This window comes from Microbacterium sp. NPDC086615, assembly GCF_040686055.1.
In the GTDB taxonomy this organism is placed as follows: domain Bacteria; phylum Actinomycetota; class Actinomycetes; order Actinomycetales; family Microbacteriaceae; genus Microbacterium.
Window position 1 is genome coordinate 448,961 of sequence record NZ_JBFBJJ010000001.1, and the last position, 18,823, is coordinate 467,783.

Here is an 18,823-nt window from a genome sequence, read left to right on the forward strand (position 1 = left end):
GGTGAAGCGTATACCGCCGAAGAAAACGTCCCGGTCAGGCCGGAGTGGTTCACCCTCCGTTCACCCGGACAACGCACTCTCGTAAGAGTCGGTGTTTACCGTGCGGGAGAACCCTGCACCGGGTTCGTGTCCCCGACATACGAAGGATTCACACAGTGAAGCTCTCCCGATTCGTTCAGCTGGGCGCCGTGGCGGCCGTCGCCTCGCTCGCTCTCGCCGGCTGCTCCTCCCCCTCCGGCTCCGGCGACGCCGCGGGCACCTCGGCATCGCCGACCTCGTCCGACGTCACGGCCACGCTCGACCCGAACCTCACGGGCACGATCACCGCGGGTGGCTCGAGCGCCCAGTCCAACGCGCAGGCCGCCTGGACCGCCGCGTACAACGCGCAGGTCAAGGGCGTGACGGTCAACTACGACAAGTCGCAGGGCTCTGGCGGTGGTGTCACCAACTTCCTGAGCGGCGCGTACGACTTCGCCGGCTCGGACTCGCCCCTCAACGCCGACCAGACCGCGCAGTCGAAGGCTCTCTGCACCGAGGGTGGCGTGAACATCCCGATCTACCTCGACGGTGTCGCGATCATCTTCAACGTCCCCGGCGTGACCGACCTCAAGCTCTCGGGTGAGACCGTCGCGAAGATCTTCGCGCTGCAGATCACCGACTGGTCCGACCCGGCCATCACCAAGGACAACGGCACGGCTCTCCCCGCCGGCCCCATCACGACCGTCGCGCGTTCGGACGGCTCAGGCACCACGCAGAACTTCACGAACTACCTCGCCGCGACGCAGTCGTCGGTCTGGACCTCGCCCGCGGGCAAGGACTGGCCGATCGAGGGCAACGTGTCGAAGCAGAAGGGCGGCTCCGGCGTCGTCGAGGCGGTCAAGGCCGGCTCGGGCACCATCGGCTACGCCGACCACTCCGCCATCGGCGACCTGAACGCGGCCGCGATCATCCAGGACGGCACCGCGATCCCCTACAGCGCCGAGGCCGTCACCGCGACGTTCGAGGCCGCGGCCGTCGACGCCAGCAACGGCGTCCCGGGTGACCTGTCGAAGAAGTTCGACTACTCGAAGCTGACCGCCGAGACCTACCCGATCCCGCTCGTGTCGTACGCCGTCACGTGCACCACCTTCAAGGACACCAAGCAGTCCGAGCTCGTGAAGTCGTACCTCGGCTTCGTCACGAGCACCACGGGCCAGGCCGTCGCCGCGAAGAACGCCGGCTCCGCCCCGCTGCCGGACTCGGTCCTCTCGGCTGCTGCGGAGACGCTCGCGGCCATCAAGTAACACCTCTCGGACTCGGCCCGGTCCGCACCTCCCGTGCGGACCGGGCCGGGCTGATCGGAGGGGTCGATTCCGCATCGACCGTTCCGCTGAGCCGAACATCCTCAGAGAGAACCCGACCGAGGAGCACCCCTTGATCCGTGCCGAGCATGAGGTCCCCCGTGACTGACACCGTGAGTGACGCCGCGACCGACGCCGCGACACCGAGCACCCCGAAAGCCAGCATCGTCGGGAAGCGTCGCGTCGGCGACACCGTCTTCCTCGGCCTGTCGACCACGGCCGCCGTGTCGATCATGGTCATCCTCGCCGGTGTGGCCATCTTCCTGATCATCCGGGGCCTCCCGGCCATCACGGCGAACTGGAGCGAGGGCGACCTCGCCGGCTACCAGAACCGCAACTGGTCGAGCTTCTGGGAGTACGTCGGTCCGCTGCTCTTCGGCAGCATTTGGGCGGCGCTCATCGCGATGGTGATCGGAACCCCCGTCGCCATCGGCATCGCGCTGTTCATCTCGCACTACGCACCCCGCAAGATCGCCGGGGCGCTCGGCTACATCGTCGACCTGCTGGCCGCGGTGCCCTCGATCGTCTTCGGCCTCTGGGGCATCATCGTGATGCGCCCGCTCCTGCTGCCGGTGAGCCAGTTCCTCAACGAGTACCTCGGCTGGATCCCGCTCTTCCAGGGCCCCGTGTCGACCACCGGCTCCACGATGTTCACCGGTGGCGTCGTGCTCGCGGTCATGATCCTGCCGATCGTGACCTCGATCACCCGGGAGATCTTCCTGCAGACCCCGCGCCTGCACGAGGAAGCCGCTCTCGCCCTCGGTGCCACGCGCTGGGAGATGATCCGCCTGGCGGTCTTCCCCTACGCGCGCAGCGGCATGGTCTCGGCGACGCTGCTCGGTCTCGGCCGTGCCCTCGGCGAGACCATGGCCATCGCCCTGATCATCTCGCCGAGCCTCATCTACTCAGTGCTCCTGCTCACCGACGGCTACAACTCCCAGACCATCGCCGCCAACATCGCCCTGAACTTCCCGATCGCGACCGACCTGCAGCGCTCCGCGCTCATCGGCACGGGCCTCATGCTCTTCGTCGTGTCGCTCGCGGTCAACATGCTCGCGCGCTACATCATCTCGGCGACGGGACCAGGTGCGAAGGGCCGCAAGAGAGGAAAGCGCTCGTGACCGCCTCCGCCGTCCCGTCCTCGGCTCCCCTGGCCCTCACCAGCGGCCAGCTTCCGCGGTTCATCGAACCCGCGCTGCTCGTCGGCGTCGCCGTCGTCATCGCCGCGGTGCAGCTCCTCTTCGGGGGCTTCAACCTCGCGGTCTGGCTCATCCTGACCGCCGTGATCTACCTGATCGCGATCGGCGTCGGCTCCGCGATCGTCGAGAACCGTCGCAAGGCCGTGGACCGCATCGTCCGCGGGCTGGTCACCGCCGCGTTCCTTCTCGCCCTCGCACCGCTCGTGTCGACCCTGTGGACGGTGATCTCCAAGGGACTCGCCGTGGTGAACCTGCAGTTCATCACCCAGGTCGGCGGAAGCTCCTTCGATCCGAACACCCTCGAGGTCGTCGCGACCGCCGGTGCGTGGCAGGCCATCACCGGCACCCTGATCATCACGGGGATCGCCGCGCTCATCTCCGTCCCCGTCGGCGTCCTCGCGGCCGTCTACCTCGTCGAGTACGCACTGCCGACCAACCCGCTGCGTCGCACGATCACCTTCCTCGTCGATGTGATGACCGGCATCCCGTCGATCGTCGCGGGTCTGTTCGCGTTCTCGCTGTTCAGCCTCATCGTCGGTCCGAAGGCGTTCAGCGGGTTCTCGGCATCCATCGCCCTGTGCGTGCTGATGATCCCCATCGTCATCCGCTCGACCGAAGAGATGCTGCGCCTGGTGCCGGCCGACCTGCGCGAAGCGTCGCTCGCCCTCGGCGTCCCCCGCTCGGCGACGATCGTCAAGGTCGTGCTGCGGACGGCGGCCTCGGGCATCATCACCGGTGTCGTGCTGGCCGTGGCGCGCGTCGTGGGTGAGACGGCACCGATCTTCATCGCCGCCAGCTTCACCGACAACTTCAACTCCAACCCCTTCGAGGGTCCGATGCAGACCCTGCCGGTCATGGCGTACACCGCGTACAGCTTCCCCGGGCAAGACATCGACGCCTCTCAGGCCAACGCCTGGGGCGCGGCTTTCCTCCTCGTCGTCCTCGTCGTCATCTTCAACCTGATCGCCCGGATCGTCGCGGCCCTGTTCGCGCCGAAGACCCGCTGAGCGCGGAAAGGCACTCCCCCAATGTCCAAGAGCATCGAGGTCCAGGACCTCAACGTCTACTACAGCGACTTCCTCGCGGTCGAGGGCGTCTCGATCGACATCGAGCCGCGTTCGGTCACCGCCTTCATCGGCCCCTCGGGCTGTGGGAAGTCCACGTTCCTGCGCACGCTGAACCGCATGCACGAGGTCATCCCCGGCGGACACGTCAAGGGCCGCGTGCTCATCGACGGCGACGATCTGTATGGCCCCGGGGTCGACCCGGTGCTCGTGCGCCGCCACGTCGGCATGGTCTTCCAGCGTCCGAACCCCTTCCCCACCATGTCGATCCGCGAGAACGTGCTGGCCGGCGCGAAGCTCAACGACAAGCGCATGTCGAAGAGCGACGCCGACGCCCTCGTCGAGAAGTCGCTGCAGGGCGCCAACCTCTGGAACGAGGTCAAGGACCGCCTCGACAAGCCGGGCGGCGGCCTTTCCGGTGGTCAGCAGCAGCGCCTGTGCATCGCCCGCGCGATCGCCGTTTCGCCCGACGTGCTGCTGATGGACGAGCCGTGCTCGGCCCTCGACCCCATCTCGACCTTCGCGATCGAGGAGCTGATCGGCGAGCTGAAGAGCGAGTACACGATCGTGATCGTGACGCACAACATGCAGCAGGCCTCGCGCGTGAGCGACAAGACGGCGTTCTTCAACATCGCCGGAACCGGCAAGCCCGGAAAGCTCATCGAGTACAACGACACCTCGGCGATCTTCACCGCCCCGACCGTCCAGGCGACCGAGGACTACGTCTCGGGACGCTTCGGATAAGCCCGCGTCACGCGAGATGGCCCCGCTTCGGCGGGGCCATCGTCGTTTCGACGGTCAGTCGCGCGGCGAGAGCAGGTACGCGTTCAACTCGTCGGTCAGATCGCGATCGACGGGCTTGTCGACACCGTCAACCGCCGAGATCGGCGCGGCCAGGCGGACGCTCGACAGCAACCACGCGGCATGCGCGGCTCTGAGGTCGCTCAGGAGCACCGGCTCGTAGACGGTCGAGAAGCCGCGGTGCGCGAGGTGGGTGAACAGGCTTCGCTGAGTGGTCCCGTGCAGGATTCCGGCTGCGGGCTCGGGCGTGACGAACCTGTTCCCGGAGCGGAGGATGACGGATGCCGTGGGCGCCTCGAGCACGTAACCGTCGGTCGTGACGAACACGGCGTCGTCGGCTCCCCGCCGCTTCGCCTCGCGGATCGCGGCCATGTTGACGGCGTAGGAGAGCGTCTTCGCCCCGAGCAGCAGCCACGGCGCGCGCCCGGGGACATCGAGCTGGTAACCGCGATCGAGGGTGACGACGCGCACCCCTTCGGTGCGCGCGCGCGTGTTCTCGGGCGCGGTGGCGAGGGTGACCCACGCGGTCGGCGACGCCCCCTCCTCGACGCCCCGGCTGAGAATGAGCTTGATCACGCTCTCCCCCGGCCCGGCTTCGGCGGCGACGCGCGCGATCGCCGCTCGCCACTGCGCCGCGTTCGGCGCCGGGAGGTCGAGCAGTTGCGCGGAATGCGCGAGCCGATCAAGGTGCGGACCGACCTCTTGAGCGTGCCCGTCGACCACACCGAGCGACTCGAAGACGCCGTCGCCGCGCTGCGCGCTCAGCTCGCCGAGAGGCAGCGCCGGACCGAGCGGGTCGACCACGGTGAAGGCGTCGTCGAAGCTCTCGCGTCGATCATCGGATGCCACGGGGTCGATCATGAGGGCGAAACGTAAGGCCATGGAGCGAGCCTACGCTCGGGCTACGACACGCCCGGGTCGTGTCAACGGGGCCTTCGGAGGGAATGTCGGCGGCTGACGCTTGTTACACTTTTCATGCCGGGCCGCAGTAACCCCGGGCTCCATCTTCTGCCGCTTTGAGCGGCCATGCGCCGAGAGGCGTTCTGCGGTCCGGCACTTTTCTTTTCTGCGGTGTGTTCCTCCCGCGGGTGGCTTCGACAAGCTCAGCCACCGGCTCCACGCCAGGCACGGCTCCCGCGAGGCCGCCCGCTCACGCGAGGTCCCTGAGCTTGTCGAAGGGACCGGCAGCACCGTCAGGTCAGCGCATCCCGCCGCCACAGCGCCGCGGCCGCTGACAGATCTTCGGCGTATGTCGACAGCCGAAGCGCCCGCGTGGTCAACGCCGAAGCCCGCTCCGACTCGGTGTTCTCGTAGTCGTCGGCGAGATGCGTCGACCCCGACGCCTGCACACGGCAGAACGCGGCGGCGCGGTCCAGCGCCACGGCGAAATCGCCCTCGAACAGTCCCCTGAGGATCGTGTCGATCAGCTGCACGAGCTCCTCGGGACCGGCGGGCGCAGGGGCGCCGACCACGACGGGGTCGACCGTCGCCATCTCGACCCGCCCTCGCTCGTACAGCAGGGCCGCCGTCGCCGCATCGTCGTGGATCATGAGCTGCAGCAGGTAGAGACGCCACAGTGCCCCCGGGAGGGAGCGCGCGGGTGACCGCGACCACAACTCGGCGATGTCGTCGATGCCGTGATCGTCGGTGAACGCGACGAGACGCTCGACGATGTCGACGCTCGGATCCGCGCGGACGCGCGCGAGGAGAGCGTGAGCGGTGCTGTGCGCGACGCGCGAGACCTCGGCGGGGTCGTCGGCGGCGAAGAGGCGGTCGAACAGTTCGGCGGGGCGTCGGATCGGCTTGTGGAACTCGCGCGGCGAATCGCTCATCGTTCCAGGCTAGGCGGTCAGCCGGGGACGAGGGTCCGGTCCCTTCGACAAGCTCAGGGACCTCCGTCGCGAGGCTCAGGGACCTCGCTCGAGCAGCCTCACGCGGTGGCGACCGCCACGACCGGCGCGGAGCTCGGCGTCCCGTCGGGCGATCCGCCCGCCGGTTCGACCGTCACCGCGATGACGTCGCCCGAGTGGAATTCTCCCTCGAGCATCGCCGTCGCCCGACCCTCGGCATCCGTCTCAAAAATGCCCGCGGCGATCGGCATCTCGCCCCGCACGAACCACAGTTCGTAGGTCTGGTCGTCGCTGAGCGCCGGCATGCCGTCTGCCACGAGCACGCTCTGCCCGGTCGAAGCCGACCAGTGCGCGGTCGCGGAGCCCCCGTCCGGCATCGACACCGAGGCGGACCGTGCGTCGGGCGCGCTCTCGATCTGCTGCAGGGCGACGACGGCCGCGGGGCGCGTGAGGTACTGACCGAGCGACGCCGCCCCGAAGCCGAGGACCAGAACGGCGACGATGGATGCCGCGAGCGTGAACCAGCGACGACGGCCCCAGCTCGCGGGGCGCGAGGAAGTGGCATCCGGAATCACCGGCGCGGGACCTGCCGCCGCGTAGTCCTCGTCGTCGCGGGCGACCTCGGGGGTGGTGGCCGGCGCGACGGGTTGCTGAGGAAGGTCGGCGATACGAGCCATGAGGGAGGCGCGCACCGACGGCGGCGGGTCGACGGGCTCGACGACCGCACTCAGGGCGGCGATCGCCTCGGCCGCGTCGCGGACGTGCGACTCCCAATGGGGATTGCTCGCAAGCGCCTCCTGGTACGCGCGTTCGTCAGCGTCGGATAGCGCGTTCAGCGCGTGACCGGCTGCGAGGTCGGCGAATTCCCTCTCGTTCACTTGTCCACCCCCATTTCCATCCTCAAACGCGACAGGCCGTCACGCATTCTCGTCTTGATCGTCCCGAGGGGCGCACCGACGAGAGTAGCGATCTCACTCTGGCTGTATCCACCGAAGTAGGCCAACGTGAGCGCTTCTTTCTGGGCCTCGGGAAGCGCCGCCAATGCATCGACGACGCGTCGCCCCTCGATCTTCATCTCGACTTTTTCGGAGACGTTGTCATAGGCAACGTCGATATCGCGGAAGCCCGCGCGCACATCTCGATCGACACTGGATTGCGCGGACCGCACGCGGTCCACCGCCCTGCGGTGTGCGATCGTGAGAACCCACGACCTTCCCTGTCCTCTCTTCGGAGTGAAACGCGCGGCGGATTGCCACACTTCCAGGAAGACCTCTTGAAGGACTTCTTCACTCTGCGCCCGGTCGACGAGCACACGCAGGATGAGACCGAACGCCCGGGGCGACAGGGCGTCGTACAATTCGGCGAATGCGTCGCGGTCGCCCGTCGCGACTCGCTGGATGAGATCGCCCACGTGGTCGACGCGATCCGAGCCCTCGTCGGGCAGGTCGAAGCCGTCGATCACCATGGCATCCATCCTCTCGTACGTCGAGGACGCGACCCGACCGGGTGTCCGCGCGTCGAGACATCGGGTACGGAACCGTTATGCGCTGGGATCGACCTCCCAACGAGCGGATCAGAAAATGTTCCCGAGAATCTTTCCGCCCCTCTCACCTGGAGTTTTCCATCCGGTCGCCGCGTACTCGAGGAGAAATTCCGCCTCGGCGCCAATCCGATCTCCCGGGGGCCCCGAAGACCCCGTGTAAGCCGCTCCACGGCGAACCACCCGCACCAGGGTGTCCCTGACGGATCGCGAAAGTGGTCCGAACGATTTCGGAGGAATGTCATGCTCACCAACAAGAAGCCTGTCGTCGCCGGTCTCGCCCTCGTTCTGGGTTCGGCCTTCGCCCTCACCGCCTGCTCGGGTGGCACCACCTCGGGCGGTTCCATGAGCGAAGAGACCAGCAGCGCCCCCTCGATGGCAGCGTCGCCCTCGGCCTCCTCGGGCTCGATGGACGCTGCGTCCGACCTCGTCGGCCCCGGTTGCGCCGACTACGCCGCCGCCGTCCCCTCGGGCGCCGGTTCGGTCGAAGGCATGGCCGCTGACCCGGTCGCGACCGCCGCCTCGAACAACCCGCTGCTGAAGACGCTCACCGCCGCCGTCAGCGGCCAGCTGAACCCCGACGTGAACCTGGTCGACACGCTCAACGGCGGCGAGTTCACCGTGTTCGCTCCGGTCGACGACGCGTTCGCCAAGATCCCCGCCGCGACCGTCGACGGCCTCAAGACCGACAGCGCCGCGCTGAGCAAGATCCTCACGTACCACGTGGTCGCCGGTCAGCTCAGCCCGTCCGAGATCGACGGCACCCACGCCACGGTCGAGGGCCAGGACGTCACCGTCTCGGGCTCGGGCGACAACCTCATGGTCAACGACGCCAAGGTGATCTGCGGTGGCGTGAAGACCGCCAACGCGACCGTTTACCTCATCGACACGGTGCTGATGCCCCCGGCGTAAGTCCTCGCGTGCGTGATCGTCACGCACCCGACCGGTCGATGATCGACCGGACCTGACGGCGAGAGCCGGACCCCAGGCGAGGGGGTCCGGCTCTCGCTCTTTCGTGTCGGCGGTCAGTTGCCGTCCACCGCGCGCACGATCTCATCCTGAACGAGGCGTGCCGCGACGGGCCCGGCGTTGGTGAACCACGGGTCGTAGTCGACCGCGACGGCACGGCCGTCGGCGACGGCGCCGAGCGTCTTCCACAGCGGCGCGTCTTCGATGAACGCGGTCCCCTGACCGATGCCCGCGTAGAACACGTGGTCGGAGTCGGCCAGGTCGATCTGCTCGGCGCTGATGTCCTGCGACGTGTCATCGAACTGCTGCGAGGCGGGTCGCCCGAGCCCGAGGTCTTCGGCGATACCCCCCGCGAACGACGGCACCCCCATGATGCGCGTGCGGTCCCCCGTGGATTGCAGGAACGACACCGTCGGCTCGCCCGCGGCGTGCGTCTCGGCGAACGCCGCGCTGTCCGTCTGCAGCGAATCCAGGATGCCGCGCGCCTCTCCCTCTTGACCGAGGGCGTCGGCGATGAGCAGGAAGTCGCTCTTCCAGTTCACGCCGTTGCCTTTGGTGAGGACAGTGGGGGCGATCGCGGAGAGCGCGTCGTACAGCTCCGTGCCGCGAGTTGAGTTGATGAGGATCAGGTCGGGGTCGGCCTGGGCGATGGCCTCGAGGTCGGGCTCCGTCCGCTTGCCGATGTCGGCCATCGCGGCGAGCGGCGCGGCCTCTTCGGGGAAGGCATCCTGCAAGTACTGCGGGACGAGGCCGCTGTTCTCGGCGCGCGTCGCCGCGACCGGCACGGTTCCGAGCGCCAGGAGGGCGTCCAGTTGACCGGTCGAGACGACGGCGATCCGTGTGGGCTGCGCGGGGATCTGGGTGACACCCCCGAAGTGGGTCACCTCGCGGGGGAAGACCCCGTCGGCCTCACTCGAACCCATCCCGGGCTCGAGGTCGCGCGAGACCACCCAGTCGCCGCTGGCAGCAGCCTCGGCGTCGACGGTCGACGTCGGCGCACCGGCCCCAGCGCAGCCGCTGAGTGTGAGGACGAGGGCCGCCCCGAGGGCAAGGATCGCTCGTCTAGGACGATGACGGACGTGCGGAGACGAGAAACGAAAGAGGGTCACACGGTTAGGATAACCTTACCTCTGTGCTCGATTCGGCCGCTGTCACCTCGCCGGGGATCGCGGGGCAGCTGATTGCGCGTCGTCGAGCGGCGCGTTCTCGCGCGGTCGTGCTCACGCTCGCAGTGTCCGTGCTCCTCGCCGTGCTCGTCGTCGCGAGCCTCGCCGTCGGTTCGCGCGCCTTCGCGCCCACGGATGTGCTTTCGGCCTTGTTCTCCGAGAGACAGGATGCCGTCGGCGTCATCGTCCATGAGCTCCGTGTGCCGCGCACCCTCACGGCGCTCCTCGCCGGAGCGTGCCTGGGGGTCGCCGGCGTCCTCATGCAGGCGCTCACCCGGAACCCGCTCGCCGACCCCGGGCTTCTCGGGGTGAACGCGGGCGCCGCGCTCGGCGTGGTCGTCGCGATCGCCACCTTCGGCGTCGGGACGGCGAGCGGTTACGTGTGGTTCGCCTTCGCCGGCGCCGGCGGAGCCGCCCTGCTCGTGAACGCCGCCGCGCGGCCCGATCGCCGAAACGACACCGTGGGGCTGATCCTCGCCGGGGTCGCGCTGAGCGCCTGCCTCAGCGCCATCGTCGGCATCATCACCCTCGCCGACGACGCCACGTTCGAGTCGTTCCGATTCTGGGCAGTCGGATCGTTCGAACGGAGGGATGCCGAAGTCTCGGCGCAGCTGTGGCCGTTCGCGGTCGTCGGGATCATGCTGGCCGCCCTCGTCGCGCGCGGCCTCGACCACCTCCAGTTGGGACGGGACCTGGCCCGATCCCTCGGGGTCTCCCCTGCCCTCGTGACGATCGCCTCGGGCGCGGCGATCACCGTCCTCTGCGCGACCGCGACGTCGGCGGCGGGGCCGCTCGCGTTCATCGGCCTCCTCGTCGCCCACGCCGTCCGCGGTGCCGTCGGCGGCTCCGTGCCGGTGTCCCTGCCGCTCGCGGCGGTCACGGGTGCCGCCCTGACGCTTGCGAGCGACATCGTCGGACGCGTCATCGCCCTCCCCGGCGAAGTCGAGGCCGGCATCGTCGCCGCCTTCCTCGGCGCGCCGCTGCTGCTCTGGCTGATCCTGCGGAGGAGCCGATGAGCGCGCCCTCTCGAACCCGGCTGTCGCGACGCGGACGCCCCCTCGCGGTCGCGGCGATCCTGATCGCTGTCGCTGTGGGCGCAGCCGCCGTCGGCCTCACGACGGGTTCGTTCGACGCGTCGCTCGGGGATGTCGCATCCGCTCTCACCGGAGACGCCGACGCCCGAACCACCGTCGTCGTCATGGGCATGCGGATGCCACGCCTCGCCGCCGCCCTTCTCATCGGGGCCGCGTTGGGAATGGCCGGCGCGGTCTTCCAGACCCTGGCCCGAAACCCGATCGCGAGTCCCGACATCGTCGGGTTCACCGCCGGATCGGCGACCGGGGCGCTCATCGGGCTGACCCTCATCTCTCCTCCCCCGTCTCCTGCCATCGGGGCGTGGACGGGAGGCCTGCTCACGGTCATCGTGGTGATGGGGATCGCTCGCAGCGTCGGGATCTCCCGGGAGCGCACGATCCTCGCGGGCATCGCCCTCACAACGCTCCTGGCCGCCGTCAACGACTATCTCCTCACGCGCGCTCCGCTCGACGTCGCGCGGAACGCGACGCAGTGGCTCCACGGCAGTCTCGCCGCCACCTCCGCGAATGACGTCGTGCTGCTCCTCGCCGCGCTCGGCGTGCTGAGCGCGGTGCTGGTCGCGCTCCATCGCGACTATCGCGCCCTCGAGTTCGACGACGACACCGCGCGCTCGTTGGGCGTCCGCACCGGCCGCGTGCGTCTGTCGCTCGTGGTCGTCGCCGCCCTTCTGACCGGGACGGCGACAGCGGTCGCAGGCCCGATCGGCTTCGTCGCCCTCGCCGCGCCGCAGCTGGCTCGTCGCGCGATGGGCGCGAGCGGCATCCCCCTCGTCGGTTCGGCCCTCACGGGTGCCGTCGTGCTGATCGTGGCCGACGTCGTGGCCCAGCGGGCTCTTGCTCCCGTGCAGATCCCCGTGGGCCTGCTGACAGCGGCGGTGGGCGGCGCGTACCTCTTCTGGATCGTCGCCCGCTCCCGCCGGTGAGCACGGCACCCCCGTCGCGCCCGCTAGGCTGGGAGCGAGGGCCTGTAGCTCAGTTGGCAGAGCATCGGACTTTTAATCCGCGGGTCGAGGGTTCGAGCCCCTCCGGGCCCACTCTCCGCCTTCACTCTGCGGGGTGTGGCCGGCTCCCGTACGACAGTCGCTGGACTCATCTCTCGACCCATCGCTGCGATCTCAGTGGAAGCCGTCGCGGATCACCGTTGACTGTGTATTCCGACGGCATGGTTACTGCAGTCCAGGCAAGCGGAACGTTGGGGGATCATCAGGCCAGCGCACCTCGCTCAGAGAGGTGGGAAATGCTTGATGGGATGAGGCGAATGAGATCGAGTACTTGGCGGATGTGGAGGCAGATTCGGTCCGCCATCGTCATCCCAGTGTTCCCGCGCAACCTCGTCGTCGGTCGAACGCCTGTCGCGTTCGATCTCCGCATCGCGCCGAGCTTGTGTCTCATTGGTCGCGGCATAGCCCTGCCAATGCTCACCGGTCGCCGTCGTCCACCGTATCCGCCGGGCACGGCTGCGTCGCGACTCACCCGAGGTGTTGCCGTCTTCGTCGTCCGTCGATGCGCCGCTCATAGCTGGACTCTACGCGCGCGGCAAGCGTGACGATAGACGATCCCGAGACGGCCCATCGTCCGGGTACACCTGCCGACTGCAACCGACGCGGCTACTGGCACGTGGCATCCGTGACGTTGGACGTCGCGCATCAGGCTCGGGCGGCCGCGGAGGTCATGGGGCACTCGAAGGGGTCGCGGGCCGCGAGGCCGACACGGTTGAGATATGCGATGACGATGCCATACGAACGCCAGAGACTGGTCTCGACGTAGGGGACGTTCAGTGTCTCGCTGTGTTCCTTGACGATCGCGCGGGCCCGGCTCAGATGCGGCCGGGGCATGTTCGGGAACAGGTGATGCTCGATCTGGTAGTTGAGGCCGCCCATGAGCCACGTCGCCCACCACCCGCCGGTGATGTTGCGTGAGGTGCGGACCTGCTTGCTGAAGAAGTCGAGCTTCGCGTTCGGGGCGATGACGGCCATGCCCTTGTGATTGGGGGCGAACGATGCGCCCATGTACACGCCGAACACGGCGAGCTGGACGCCCAGGAACGCGAACGCCATCCCGAGAGGAAGGAAGACGAACACCGGGGCGACGAAGACCGAGAACCGAAGCGCGAGGATCGCGAGCTCGCGGCGGCGTCCCTTCACCTCGCCGCGGGAGAGAAGGTGTCTGAACGCGAGGAAGTGAAGGTTGGCGCCCTCGAGCGTGAGGAGGGGGAAGAAGAGCCAGCCCTGCCTCTGGGTGATCCATCGCCGCAAGCCACGTGCTTTCGCCGCGTCGGCCTCGAGGAAGGAGACCGTGTCGACCTCGATGTCCGGGTCCTTGCCGACGCGGTTCGGGTTGGCGTGGTGGCGGGTGTGCTTCGCACCCCACCACGACATGCTCAGACCGACGACGCCGGCTCCCAGCCACAGCGCGAGGCGTTCGTTCCCGGGACCGGAGGCGAGGATCTGCTTGTGCGCGGCCTCGTGGGCGAGGAATGCCACCTGGGTGAACAGGACGCCCAGTGCGGCAGCGATGAGCAGCTGATACCAACTGTCGCCGAAGAGGACGAACCCGGCGATGGCCCCGGCGAACCCGACCGCGAGCACGAGGCCGACGACGGCGTAGAAGCGCTGTGCACGCAGCAGGAGACCGGTCTCTCGAACGACCTGAGACAGCTCGGTGTAGGCCTTCGCCATCGGGGGGAACTCCGTCGTCCCTGCGTAGGTCTGGCGAATAGGACCCAGTCGGGATTCAATGACCGGTGAGCGCATTTCCATTCCTCGGTTTCGTCGTGACCGGTGAGGCCTGAAGCCGATGGCGGTCGCCGAGGACTTACCAACAGGTTACGCGCGTCGTATGTTCACTTTCGTATATATCACTCTCAGCGGCGGTCTTACTTTTTGATATTCGCCGGAATTTCGCGAACTATTCTCGAAGCTGCCAATATGCTGCGAAGGCGTTCAGCGCGTCCGTGTCAGGGACGTCGACCCACAGGCGGATCCCGCTTGTGCGCACACCCGTTCCGTTCACCACGGCGGCACCGCCCAGCTTCGCAAGCGCCGCCGCCAGCGGCTGAGCTGCCTCGGGGGACAAACGACCCAGGTTTCGACCGTTCGAGAAGACGGCCACCGACCTTGCCCTGCCCTCGCGCAGCTTGCCGGAGCGCAACACGTAGAGACGATCACCGACGTCCTGACGCTCGACGTCGTTCACGAGATATTGCGTGCCGATGACCGCGACACTATGCGACGGCAGATTTCGCAAATCGGGCAACTGTCGATGCGTGCTCGCTCGCCCCGAAATTGCGTGGAGCAACTCTTCCCAAAATCTCAATTCCAGCCCGCCCTCTTTTTTGGGCAAAAGAATTGACACCCAACTCGAATATTAGGCGTAGAGTCACAAACATGTGGCTCACACTCGTCATCCTCCTCGTCGCTTGGGCGGTGCTGACGATCGTGGGATTCACGTTCGAGGGCCTGCTCTGGCTCGCCATCATCGGCATCGTGCTCTTCATCGGCACCCTCATCTTCGGACTCATCCGAACCCGCAACCGCCGACGCGCCTCCTAGGCGGCCTCTGCGCCCCCGCGGACACGCAACCCCAGAGAGGGGTCCCCGAGACCCATGACCACCGACACGTCCTCCACAGCATCAAAGCCGCACACAACGCCCACCCCCTCGGTATACCCGAACCCCCTCGGCCTCACGTCCGTTCTCCCTGGATCGCTGCCGCCCAGACTCGGGACACTGACCGCGCCCAACACCTACCAGGTCGACGCCGTCTTCAACCGCCGCCCACAGGCAGAAGAAGTGACCGCACTGCACTCCCCAACGACCCAACAGGCCCTCTCTGACGCTGGCTATCCTTCGGTCACGCTCCGCGTGTCGGACCGGCGCCTCGAAATCGCGAACACCAATCTCGAAGAACTCAAATCCGGCTTGGCAACATTCCTCGCCGACCACCTCGCAGCCATCACCGCGAAGATCCAAAAGGATCACCTCACCGCGCACGCCAGGCTGGCGGCAGCAGCAGAGGCAGAAGCATCTCGAGCCGACGCCATCGCCCGCGAGGCTGGCCTGATCACATTCGAGCAAACACCGGCGACGCCGTAGCCGAACCGCAGCAAAGACACCCAGCCGGCCGCCCGTGGTCAACGCGCGGGATGCATGAGTCCATCCCCGAGATTCTCTCGAAGCAAGAAGAAGAAGTCGCGCGGGTCAGCTGGAGGCAGCTGGAGGACGACTTCGTTGCGGGGGTGTGCCCGCCGAGTCATCGGATTTGCGACCCTCAGCGCTGAGAGGCAGTGGGCTGCGGTTGGATGGGGGATCCGCTTCGCTCGACGCTCCTGACGACGTCAAGAGCGCCCTCTGGATCGCTCACCGTGGCGACCACGCTCGCGAGTGCGAGTCACACGCTTGACCGCCCTTGTGGGCACGCTCCCGGGCACCGCCGTCAGGTGGGGGCGAGCGGCGAGCGGCGGGACCTGGGAGCAAGGTTTCCCGGCGAGGCGCTGCCCGACACCCCTGGTGCGCGCCCTCGCCTTGTGCCCCTATACGTGCCCCGCCACTGACGCGCGAAGTGTGCCATGCGGACTCCCTCAACGCAACCCCGGGCGAAGCTGATGGCAGGCCGACATACCGTCCGCGCATGGGCAACAGCATCGAGCGGGTCACCGTCACAGTCGACGGCACGAGCTTCGCGCTCGGCCCGCTCGAGAGCCTCGATGACCTGCGGGAGCAAACCCTCCGAGCCGCCCGCGCCGCAGGCGGCTTCCTCAACGTCACCGCCGACGGCGGCCACCGACTCAGCTTCTTCGTTACGACCACGACATCCATCGTCATCTCCGTTTCCACTGTCCCGCTCATCGCTCAAACCGCGGACGGCGACCCCCACGTTTGGCTACCGGGTATAGCGACCGATTACGACGAGGACGACATCCGCTTCGACACCATCTAGCATCGCCGAGGCTGCGAAGACCTAGCCGCGCGACGGCAGCGCGGCGGCGTGCGCTCGCAGGAATGGACACCATCGGCGGGGTCGATTTGCTCGGTGCGTGAATGTGAGACTTTCTGCATGCACGACATTGACGCTTCGCCGCCCCGCTGTTCTCGGGAGCAACTTGAAGCGTGGGTGAACGAGTTCGAGCAAAAAGAGCACTACATCGCAGGCCGGATCACTATCGCACCGCAAGAGGACGATGGCGGGCAGGACACCGGGCTTGTACCAACCCAGCATGGACCTCACGGAAGATCAGGCTGTCACGTATCGCCAGGCGGTCACGGCGAAGTGGCCAAGCCTCCCCCACCGTGCCGGCAAGGCGTATGCCCAGTTCAGCAAGGTCATTGCGCAGCTTGAGTCGGCACCACCGCCACCGAAAAAGACTCCTGGCAGGAGGCGCACAAACAAGTCATTTGTCATCCGCACCGAAGCACTCGTTAGACCGGATGTCGACTTCGACAAGCTATCCCGTGTACTTCTTGCCATCGCGCGAGACAAAGCCGAGAAGAAGAAGGCCGCCTAGCTCACCGCGCTCCCCCGCGCGGCCGCATCTGAACGCCTGCCTCCATCAAGCACGACCTCGTCTGCGCATAGCTCACTCCAGCGGAGTCTGCGATAGCTGAGATCGCCTCGCCCTGCTCATACCGCGAGACCATCCGATTGACCTGCTCGCTCGTAATCGTTGGCTTCCTTGGGCCACGTGGGCGGATCGGTTCACCCATCGACACGAGCAGCCGCTGCACCTTGTTGGCGCTGAACCCGAGCCGATCGCCGATCGCAGCTAGGGACTCCCCCGCCCGGTACTTCTCAACCAGGTCATCACGTACCTTCGCCGGCACCTCATTTGGATCTACCCGGCTCAGCTTCAAACGAGCAACCAGCATGTCGAGCGTCGTGCGATGCACTCCAAGCTGACGGGCCAGATCTGCGACCAGCTCTCCCTGCTTGTAGCCCTCAACAAACGCCATCTTCTCTGCGTCGGTCAGTCGTCGAGCTCGGCGAGGTACGGGGCGGCTGTCCATCACAACCCGGCACGGCTTCAGATTTGCCAGTTGGCGCAGCTTCACCACCCCTGACGAATTATTCGAGTACCTCTCAACAAGCCCCACCATCTCGCGCTTACTGGAACAAATCGCCTTGAGATAAAGGTTGCTGGGAGTGGATTGCAGAGCGTGAGCGGTATCGATGACGCTCTTTGCTTCTGGAAGACAAGGCACAGCCCGTTCAGGCGGGTGGACCCGAGTGGTTCCCACGCTCCTCCCCATTGACATATCGAACATAGTTTCGCATACTTCGGGGCAGATGAATGCTTCCTCTTTCGCCCGCCTCACTCCCCCGCAGCAGCACGCCATGCTCCTGGCGATGCAAATTCGAAACGCGATGGAGGACTTGCACGTGAGGCACCTCTCGGACGCTCAGATGGCGGAACTCAACCGGATCACCCGCCAGGCGCTCTACGACGGCATCGCCATGATGGAGAACGACGACGACCCGAACTTCATGAGGAACCGCAGCTACCTCATCTCCATGATCCCGGACCACTGGGAGATCCCAGGGCAAGATGAGGACATGCAGGATCGGAAGACCGCGGCATGACCGACCAACAGCCATCCGGCGAGGTGATCCTCTACACGCGAGAAGACGGCGCCCCGGCCCTTGACGTCCGGCTCGATGCCGAGACGGTGTGGCTGAGCCAACAGCAGATCGCGGAGCTGTTCCAGACCTCGCGGACGAACGTCGTGGAGCATATCCAGCACGTCTACGATGAACGCGAACTCGACGAGGGGGCAACCTGTCGGAATTTCCGACAGGTTCGTACGGAAGGCACGCGCCAGGTCGCGCGTGAGATCCCCTTTTACAACCTCGACCTCATCCTGTCCGTCGGCTACCGGGTCAAGAGCGCCACGGCCACGCAGTTCCGCATCTGGGCAACACGTCAACTCCGCGACTACCTGGTGCGTGGCTACGCCGTCAACGAGCAGCGCCTCGAGCATCTCGGGACGATCGTGCAGATCCTCGGGCGCTCAAGCGACGAACTCGTGTCCGGTGTCGCCGATGTGCTCCAGAGTTACCTCCCCGGGTTCACTCTCCTCCGTGACTACGACGAAGGACACATCGACACCCGCCCCTCAGCTGTTCCTGACTGGGAGCTGACCGTCGATGAGGCACGCAGCGTCATCGAACAGCTTCGCGAGGAGTTTCCCGACGACGCGTTGTTCGGTCGCGAACGAGGTGACGGCCTCGCGGGAATCATCGCGGCGCTATATCAGACCTTCGGCGGTCAGGATCTGTACCCCACGGTCGAGGAGAAAGCGGCCAACCTGCTCTACCTGGTCGTGAAAGACCATCCGCTCTCCGACGGCAACAAACGCACCGCTGCCGCTCTTTTCGTCACCTTCCTCGCCAGAAACGGCACCCTCAGCAACGTTGATGGCACTCCGCGCGTGTCCAACAACGCTCTGGCAGCCACCACACTGCTCGTGGCGATGAGCGACCCGAAGGAGAAGGACGTCATGGTCGCCTTACTTACGAGGATGATTGCCAGCTGAGCACAAATTGTCAGTGAATGTCAAACGACTCCTCGTGCACCGCTACGGTTCGCACCACACGAACCAAGTCGCCGAGGCGTAATCGGCAAGATTGGAACGAGATGTGTCCGTTATATAAACGCAGACGAGAGCTTCGTGAGCTTCAAGAGCGCGAGCGTCAAGGTGAAACGTTGTCTGGCTCTTCGGACATCCGGTGGGGGTGAGGCTCGCGGGGTGATGGTCGGTGTGTAGGGGTCGAGGTCCCCGAGGATCAGAAGCGCTAACTCTCTGA

The 18,823-nt window shown here is 66.8% G+C and carries 22 protein-coding genes and 1 tRNA gene; 14 read left to right on the top strand and 9 right to left on the bottom strand.

Annotated elements, in window-relative coordinates; translation table 11 throughout:
• The first annotated feature begins 155 nt into the window (after positions 1-155).
• From AB0O24_RS02125 to pstB, 4 genes are all read left to right on the top strand, one after another.
• On the top strand, positions 156-1,283 hold the full coding sequence (locus AB0O24_RS02125; protein WP_307385612.1) for a phosphate ABC transporter substrate-binding protein PstS: 1,128 nt from the start codon (positions 156-158) through the stop codon (positions 1,281-1,283).
• Positions 1,284-1,441: 158 nt separating this feature from the next.
• On the top strand, positions 1,442-2,461 hold the full coding sequence (gene pstC / locus AB0O24_RS02130; protein WP_275796722.1) for a phosphate ABC transporter permease subunit PstC: 1,020 nt from the start codon (positions 1,442-1,444) through the stop codon (positions 2,459-2,461).
• A complete protein-coding gene (pstA, locus tag AB0O24_RS02135) occupies positions 2,458-3,546 on the top strand; it encodes a phosphate ABC transporter permease PstA (RefSeq protein ID WP_363372194.1) in 1,089 nt (362 codons plus the stop codon). Before pstC ends, pstA begins: the two co-directional genes overlap by 4 nt.
• Positions 3,547-3,567: 21 nt before the next feature.
• Positions 3,568-4,347 carry a phosphate ABC transporter ATP-binding protein PstB gene (gene pstB, locus AB0O24_RS02140; protein ID WP_275796726.1) on the top strand — a complete coding sequence of 260 codons (780 nt, stop codon included), beginning with the start codon at positions 3,568-3,570 and terminating at the stop codon, positions 4,345-4,347.
• Between the two features lie 54 nt (positions 4,348-4,401).
• Here pstB and AB0O24_RS02145 read toward each other — a convergent pair whose 3' ends face one another.
• From AB0O24_RS02145 to sigK, 4 genes are all read right to left on the bottom strand, one after another.
• Complete coding sequence (locus AB0O24_RS02145) at positions 4,402-5,286, bottom strand: aminodeoxychorismate lyase (protein WP_363372198.1); 885 nt, start codon at positions 5,284-5,286, stop codon at positions 4,402-4,404.
• Positions 5,287-5,597: 311 nt separating this feature from the next.
• Positions 5,598-6,236 carry a hypothetical protein gene (locus AB0O24_RS02150; protein WP_058597412.1) on the bottom strand — a complete coding sequence of 213 codons (639 nt, stop codon included), beginning with the start codon at positions 6,234-6,236 and terminating at the stop codon, positions 5,598-5,600.
• A 98-nt stretch (positions 6,237-6,334) separates the two neighbouring features.
• A complete protein-coding gene (locus AB0O24_RS02155; protein WP_363372201.1) occupies positions 6,335-7,132 on the bottom strand; it encodes an anti-sigma factor in 798 nt (265 codons plus the stop codon).
• A complete protein-coding gene (gene sigK / locus AB0O24_RS02160; protein WP_275796733.1) occupies positions 7,129-7,719 on the bottom strand; it encodes an ECF RNA polymerase sigma factor SigK in 591 nt (196 codons plus the stop codon). Before sigK ends, AB0O24_RS02155 begins: the two co-directional genes overlap by 4 nt.
• A gap of 318 nt (positions 7,720-8,037) precedes the next feature.
• Between sigK and AB0O24_RS02165 the strand changes: the two genes are divergently transcribed.
• Positions 8,038-8,706 carry a fasciclin domain-containing protein gene (locus tag AB0O24_RS02165; RefSeq protein ID WP_307385608.1) on the top strand — a complete coding sequence of 223 codons (669 nt, stop codon included), beginning with the start codon at positions 8,038-8,040 and terminating at the stop codon, positions 8,704-8,706.
• 113 nt (positions 8,707-8,819) lie between these two features.
• On the opposite strand, the gene AB0O24_RS02170 is transcribed toward AB0O24_RS02165, so the two are convergent.
• Positions 8,820-9,872 carry an iron-siderophore ABC transporter substrate-binding protein gene (locus tag AB0O24_RS02170; protein WP_363372204.1) on the bottom strand — a complete coding sequence of 351 codons (1,053 nt, stop codon included), beginning with the start codon at positions 9,870-9,872 and terminating at the stop codon, positions 8,820-8,822.
• 23 nt (positions 9,873-9,895) lie between these two features.
• On the opposite strand from AB0O24_RS02170, the gene AB0O24_RS02175 reads away from it, so the two are divergent.
• From AB0O24_RS02175 to AB0O24_RS02185, 3 genes are all read left to right on the top strand, one after another.
• Positions 9,896-10,945: an iron ABC transporter permease gene (locus tag AB0O24_RS02175; protein WP_363372207.1), complete on the top strand. Its 1,050-nt coding sequence runs from the start codon at positions 9,896-9,898 to the stop codon at positions 10,943-10,945.
• Entirely contained in the window at positions 10,942-11,946 is a 1,005-nt protein-coding gene (locus tag AB0O24_RS02180; protein WP_275801646.1) for an iron chelate uptake ABC transporter family permease subunit, read from the top strand. Before AB0O24_RS02175 ends, AB0O24_RS02180 begins: the two co-directional genes overlap by 4 nt.
• Before the next feature lie 38 nt (positions 11,947-11,984).
• A tRNA-Lys gene (locus AB0O24_RS02185) sits at positions 11,985-12,057 on the top strand.
• Between the two features lie 188 nt (positions 12,058-12,245).
• Here AB0O24_RS02185 and AB0O24_RS02190 read toward each other — a convergent pair.
• The 3 genes from AB0O24_RS02190 to AB0O24_RS02200 all read right to left on the bottom strand — a co-directional run bounded on the left by AB0O24_RS02190 (position 12,246) and on the right by AB0O24_RS02200 (position 14,377).
• Positions 12,246-12,539, bottom strand: coding sequence for a hypothetical protein (locus tag AB0O24_RS02190; RefSeq protein WP_275801645.1), 294 nt, complete (start codon positions 12,537-12,539; stop codon positions 12,246-12,248).
• A 130-nt stretch (positions 12,540-12,669) separates the two neighbouring features.
• On the bottom strand, positions 12,670-13,776 hold the full coding sequence (locus tag AB0O24_RS02195) for an acyl-CoA desaturase (protein ID WP_307450834.1): 1,107 nt from the start codon (positions 13,774-13,776) through the stop codon (positions 12,670-12,672).
• A 154-nt stretch (positions 13,777-13,930) separates the two neighbouring features.
• Entirely contained in the window at positions 13,931-14,377 is a 447-nt protein-coding gene (locus AB0O24_RS02200) for a hypothetical protein (RefSeq protein WP_275801643.1), read from the bottom strand.
• Positions 14,378-14,409: 32 nt separating this feature from the next.
• Here AB0O24_RS02200 and AB0O24_RS02205 point away from each other — a divergent pair, with 32 nt between their 5' ends.
• From AB0O24_RS02205 to AB0O24_RS02220, 4 genes are all read left to right on the top strand, one after another.
• Positions 14,410-14,574 carry a hypothetical protein gene (locus AB0O24_RS02205; protein ID WP_275801642.1) on the top strand — a complete coding sequence of 55 codons (165 nt, stop codon included), beginning with the start codon at positions 14,410-14,412 and terminating at the stop codon, positions 14,572-14,574.
• Positions 14,575-14,628: 54 nt separating this feature from the next.
• A complete protein-coding gene (locus AB0O24_RS02210; RefSeq protein ID WP_275801641.1) occupies positions 14,629-15,117 on the top strand; it encodes a hypothetical protein in 489 nt (162 codons plus the stop codon).
• Between the two features lie 535 nt (positions 15,118-15,652).
• Entirely contained in the window at positions 15,653-15,961 is a 309-nt protein-coding gene (locus AB0O24_RS02215) for a hypothetical protein (protein WP_275801640.1), read from the top strand.
• 277 nt (positions 15,962-16,238) lie between these two features.
• Positions 16,239-16,526, top strand: a complete 288-nt coding sequence (locus AB0O24_RS02220; RefSeq protein ID WP_275801639.1) for a hypothetical protein — start codon at positions 16,239-16,241, stop codon at positions 16,524-16,526.
• 1 nt (position 16,527) lies between these two features.
• On the opposite strand, the gene AB0O24_RS02225 is transcribed toward AB0O24_RS02220, so the two are convergent.
• Positions 16,528-17,073, bottom strand: coding sequence for a helix-turn-helix domain-containing protein (locus tag AB0O24_RS02225; RefSeq protein ID WP_275801638.1), 546 nt, complete (start codon positions 17,071-17,073; stop codon positions 16,528-16,530).
• Positions 17,074-17,305: 232 nt separating this feature from the next.
• On the opposite strand from AB0O24_RS02225, the gene AB0O24_RS02230 reads away from it, so the two are divergent.
• The gene (locus AB0O24_RS02230) at positions 17,306-17,599 is read left to right on the top strand and encodes a hypothetical protein (protein ID WP_275801637.1); all 294 of its coding nucleotides are present in this window, start codon (positions 17,306-17,308) and stop codon (positions 17,597-17,599) included.
• Positions 17,596-18,552, top strand: a complete 957-nt coding sequence (locus tag AB0O24_RS02235) for a virulence protein RhuM/Fic/DOC family protein (RefSeq protein ID WP_307385559.1) — start codon at positions 17,596-17,598, stop codon at positions 18,550-18,552. Before AB0O24_RS02230 ends, AB0O24_RS02235 begins: the two co-directional genes overlap by 4 nt.
• The last annotated feature ends 271 nt before the right edge of the window (positions 18,553-18,823 follow it).

Bases quoted from the DNA above. Each gene is read 5' to 3' on its own strand.
- sigK (WP_275796733.1), bottom strand. From the start codon at position 7,719: ATGGTGATCGACGGCTTCGACCTGCCCGACGAGGGCTCGGATCGCGTC.
- AB0O24_RS02180 (WP_275801646.1), top strand. From the start codon at position 10,942: ATGAGCGCGCCCTCTCGAACCCGGCTGTCGCGACGCGGACGCCCCCTC.
- AB0O24_RS02145 (WP_363372198.1), bottom strand. From the start codon at position 5,286: ATGGCCTTACGTTTCGCCCTCATGATCGACCCCGTGGCATCCGATGAT.
- AB0O24_RS02220 (WP_275801639.1), top strand. From the start codon at position 16,239: ATGGACCTCACGGAAGATCAGGCTGTCACGTATCGCCAGGCGGTCACG.
- pstB (WP_275796726.1), top strand. From the start codon at position 3,568: ATGTCCAAGAGCATCGAGGTCCAGGACCTCAACGTCTACTACAGCGAC.
- AB0O24_RS02150 (WP_058597412.1), bottom strand. From the start codon at position 6,236: ATGAGCGATTCGCCGCGCGAGTTCCACAAGCCGATCCGACGCCCCGCC.
- AB0O24_RS02235 (WP_307385559.1), top strand. From the start codon at position 17,596: ATGACCGACCAACAGCCATCCGGCGAGGTGATCCTCTACACGCGAGAA.
- AB0O24_RS02205 (WP_275801642.1), top strand. From the start codon at position 14,410: ATGTGGCTCACACTCGTCATCCTCCTCGTCGCTTGGGCGGTGCTGACG.
- AB0O24_RS02210 (WP_275801641.1), top strand. From the start codon at position 14,629: ATGACCACCGACACGTCCTCCACAGCATCAAAGCCGCACACAACGCCC.
- AB0O24_RS02165 (WP_307385608.1), top strand. From the start codon at position 8,038: ATGCTCACCAACAAGAAGCCTGTCGTCGCCGGTCTCGCCCTCGTTCTG.
- AB0O24_RS02215 (WP_275801640.1), top strand. From the start codon at position 15,653: ATGGGCAACAGCATCGAGCGGGTCACCGTCACAGTCGACGGCACGAGC.
- AB0O24_RS02195 (WP_307450834.1), bottom strand. From the start codon at position 13,776: ATGCGCTCACCGGTCATTGAATCCCGACTGGGTCCTATTCGCCAGACC.
- AB0O24_RS02190 (WP_275801645.1), bottom strand. From the start codon at position 12,539: ATGAGCGGCGCATCGACGGACGACGAAGACGGCAACACCTCGGGTGAG.
- AB0O24_RS02230 (WP_275801637.1), top strand. From the start codon at position 17,306: ATGAATGCTTCCTCTTTCGCCCGCCTCACTCCCCCGCAGCAGCACGCC.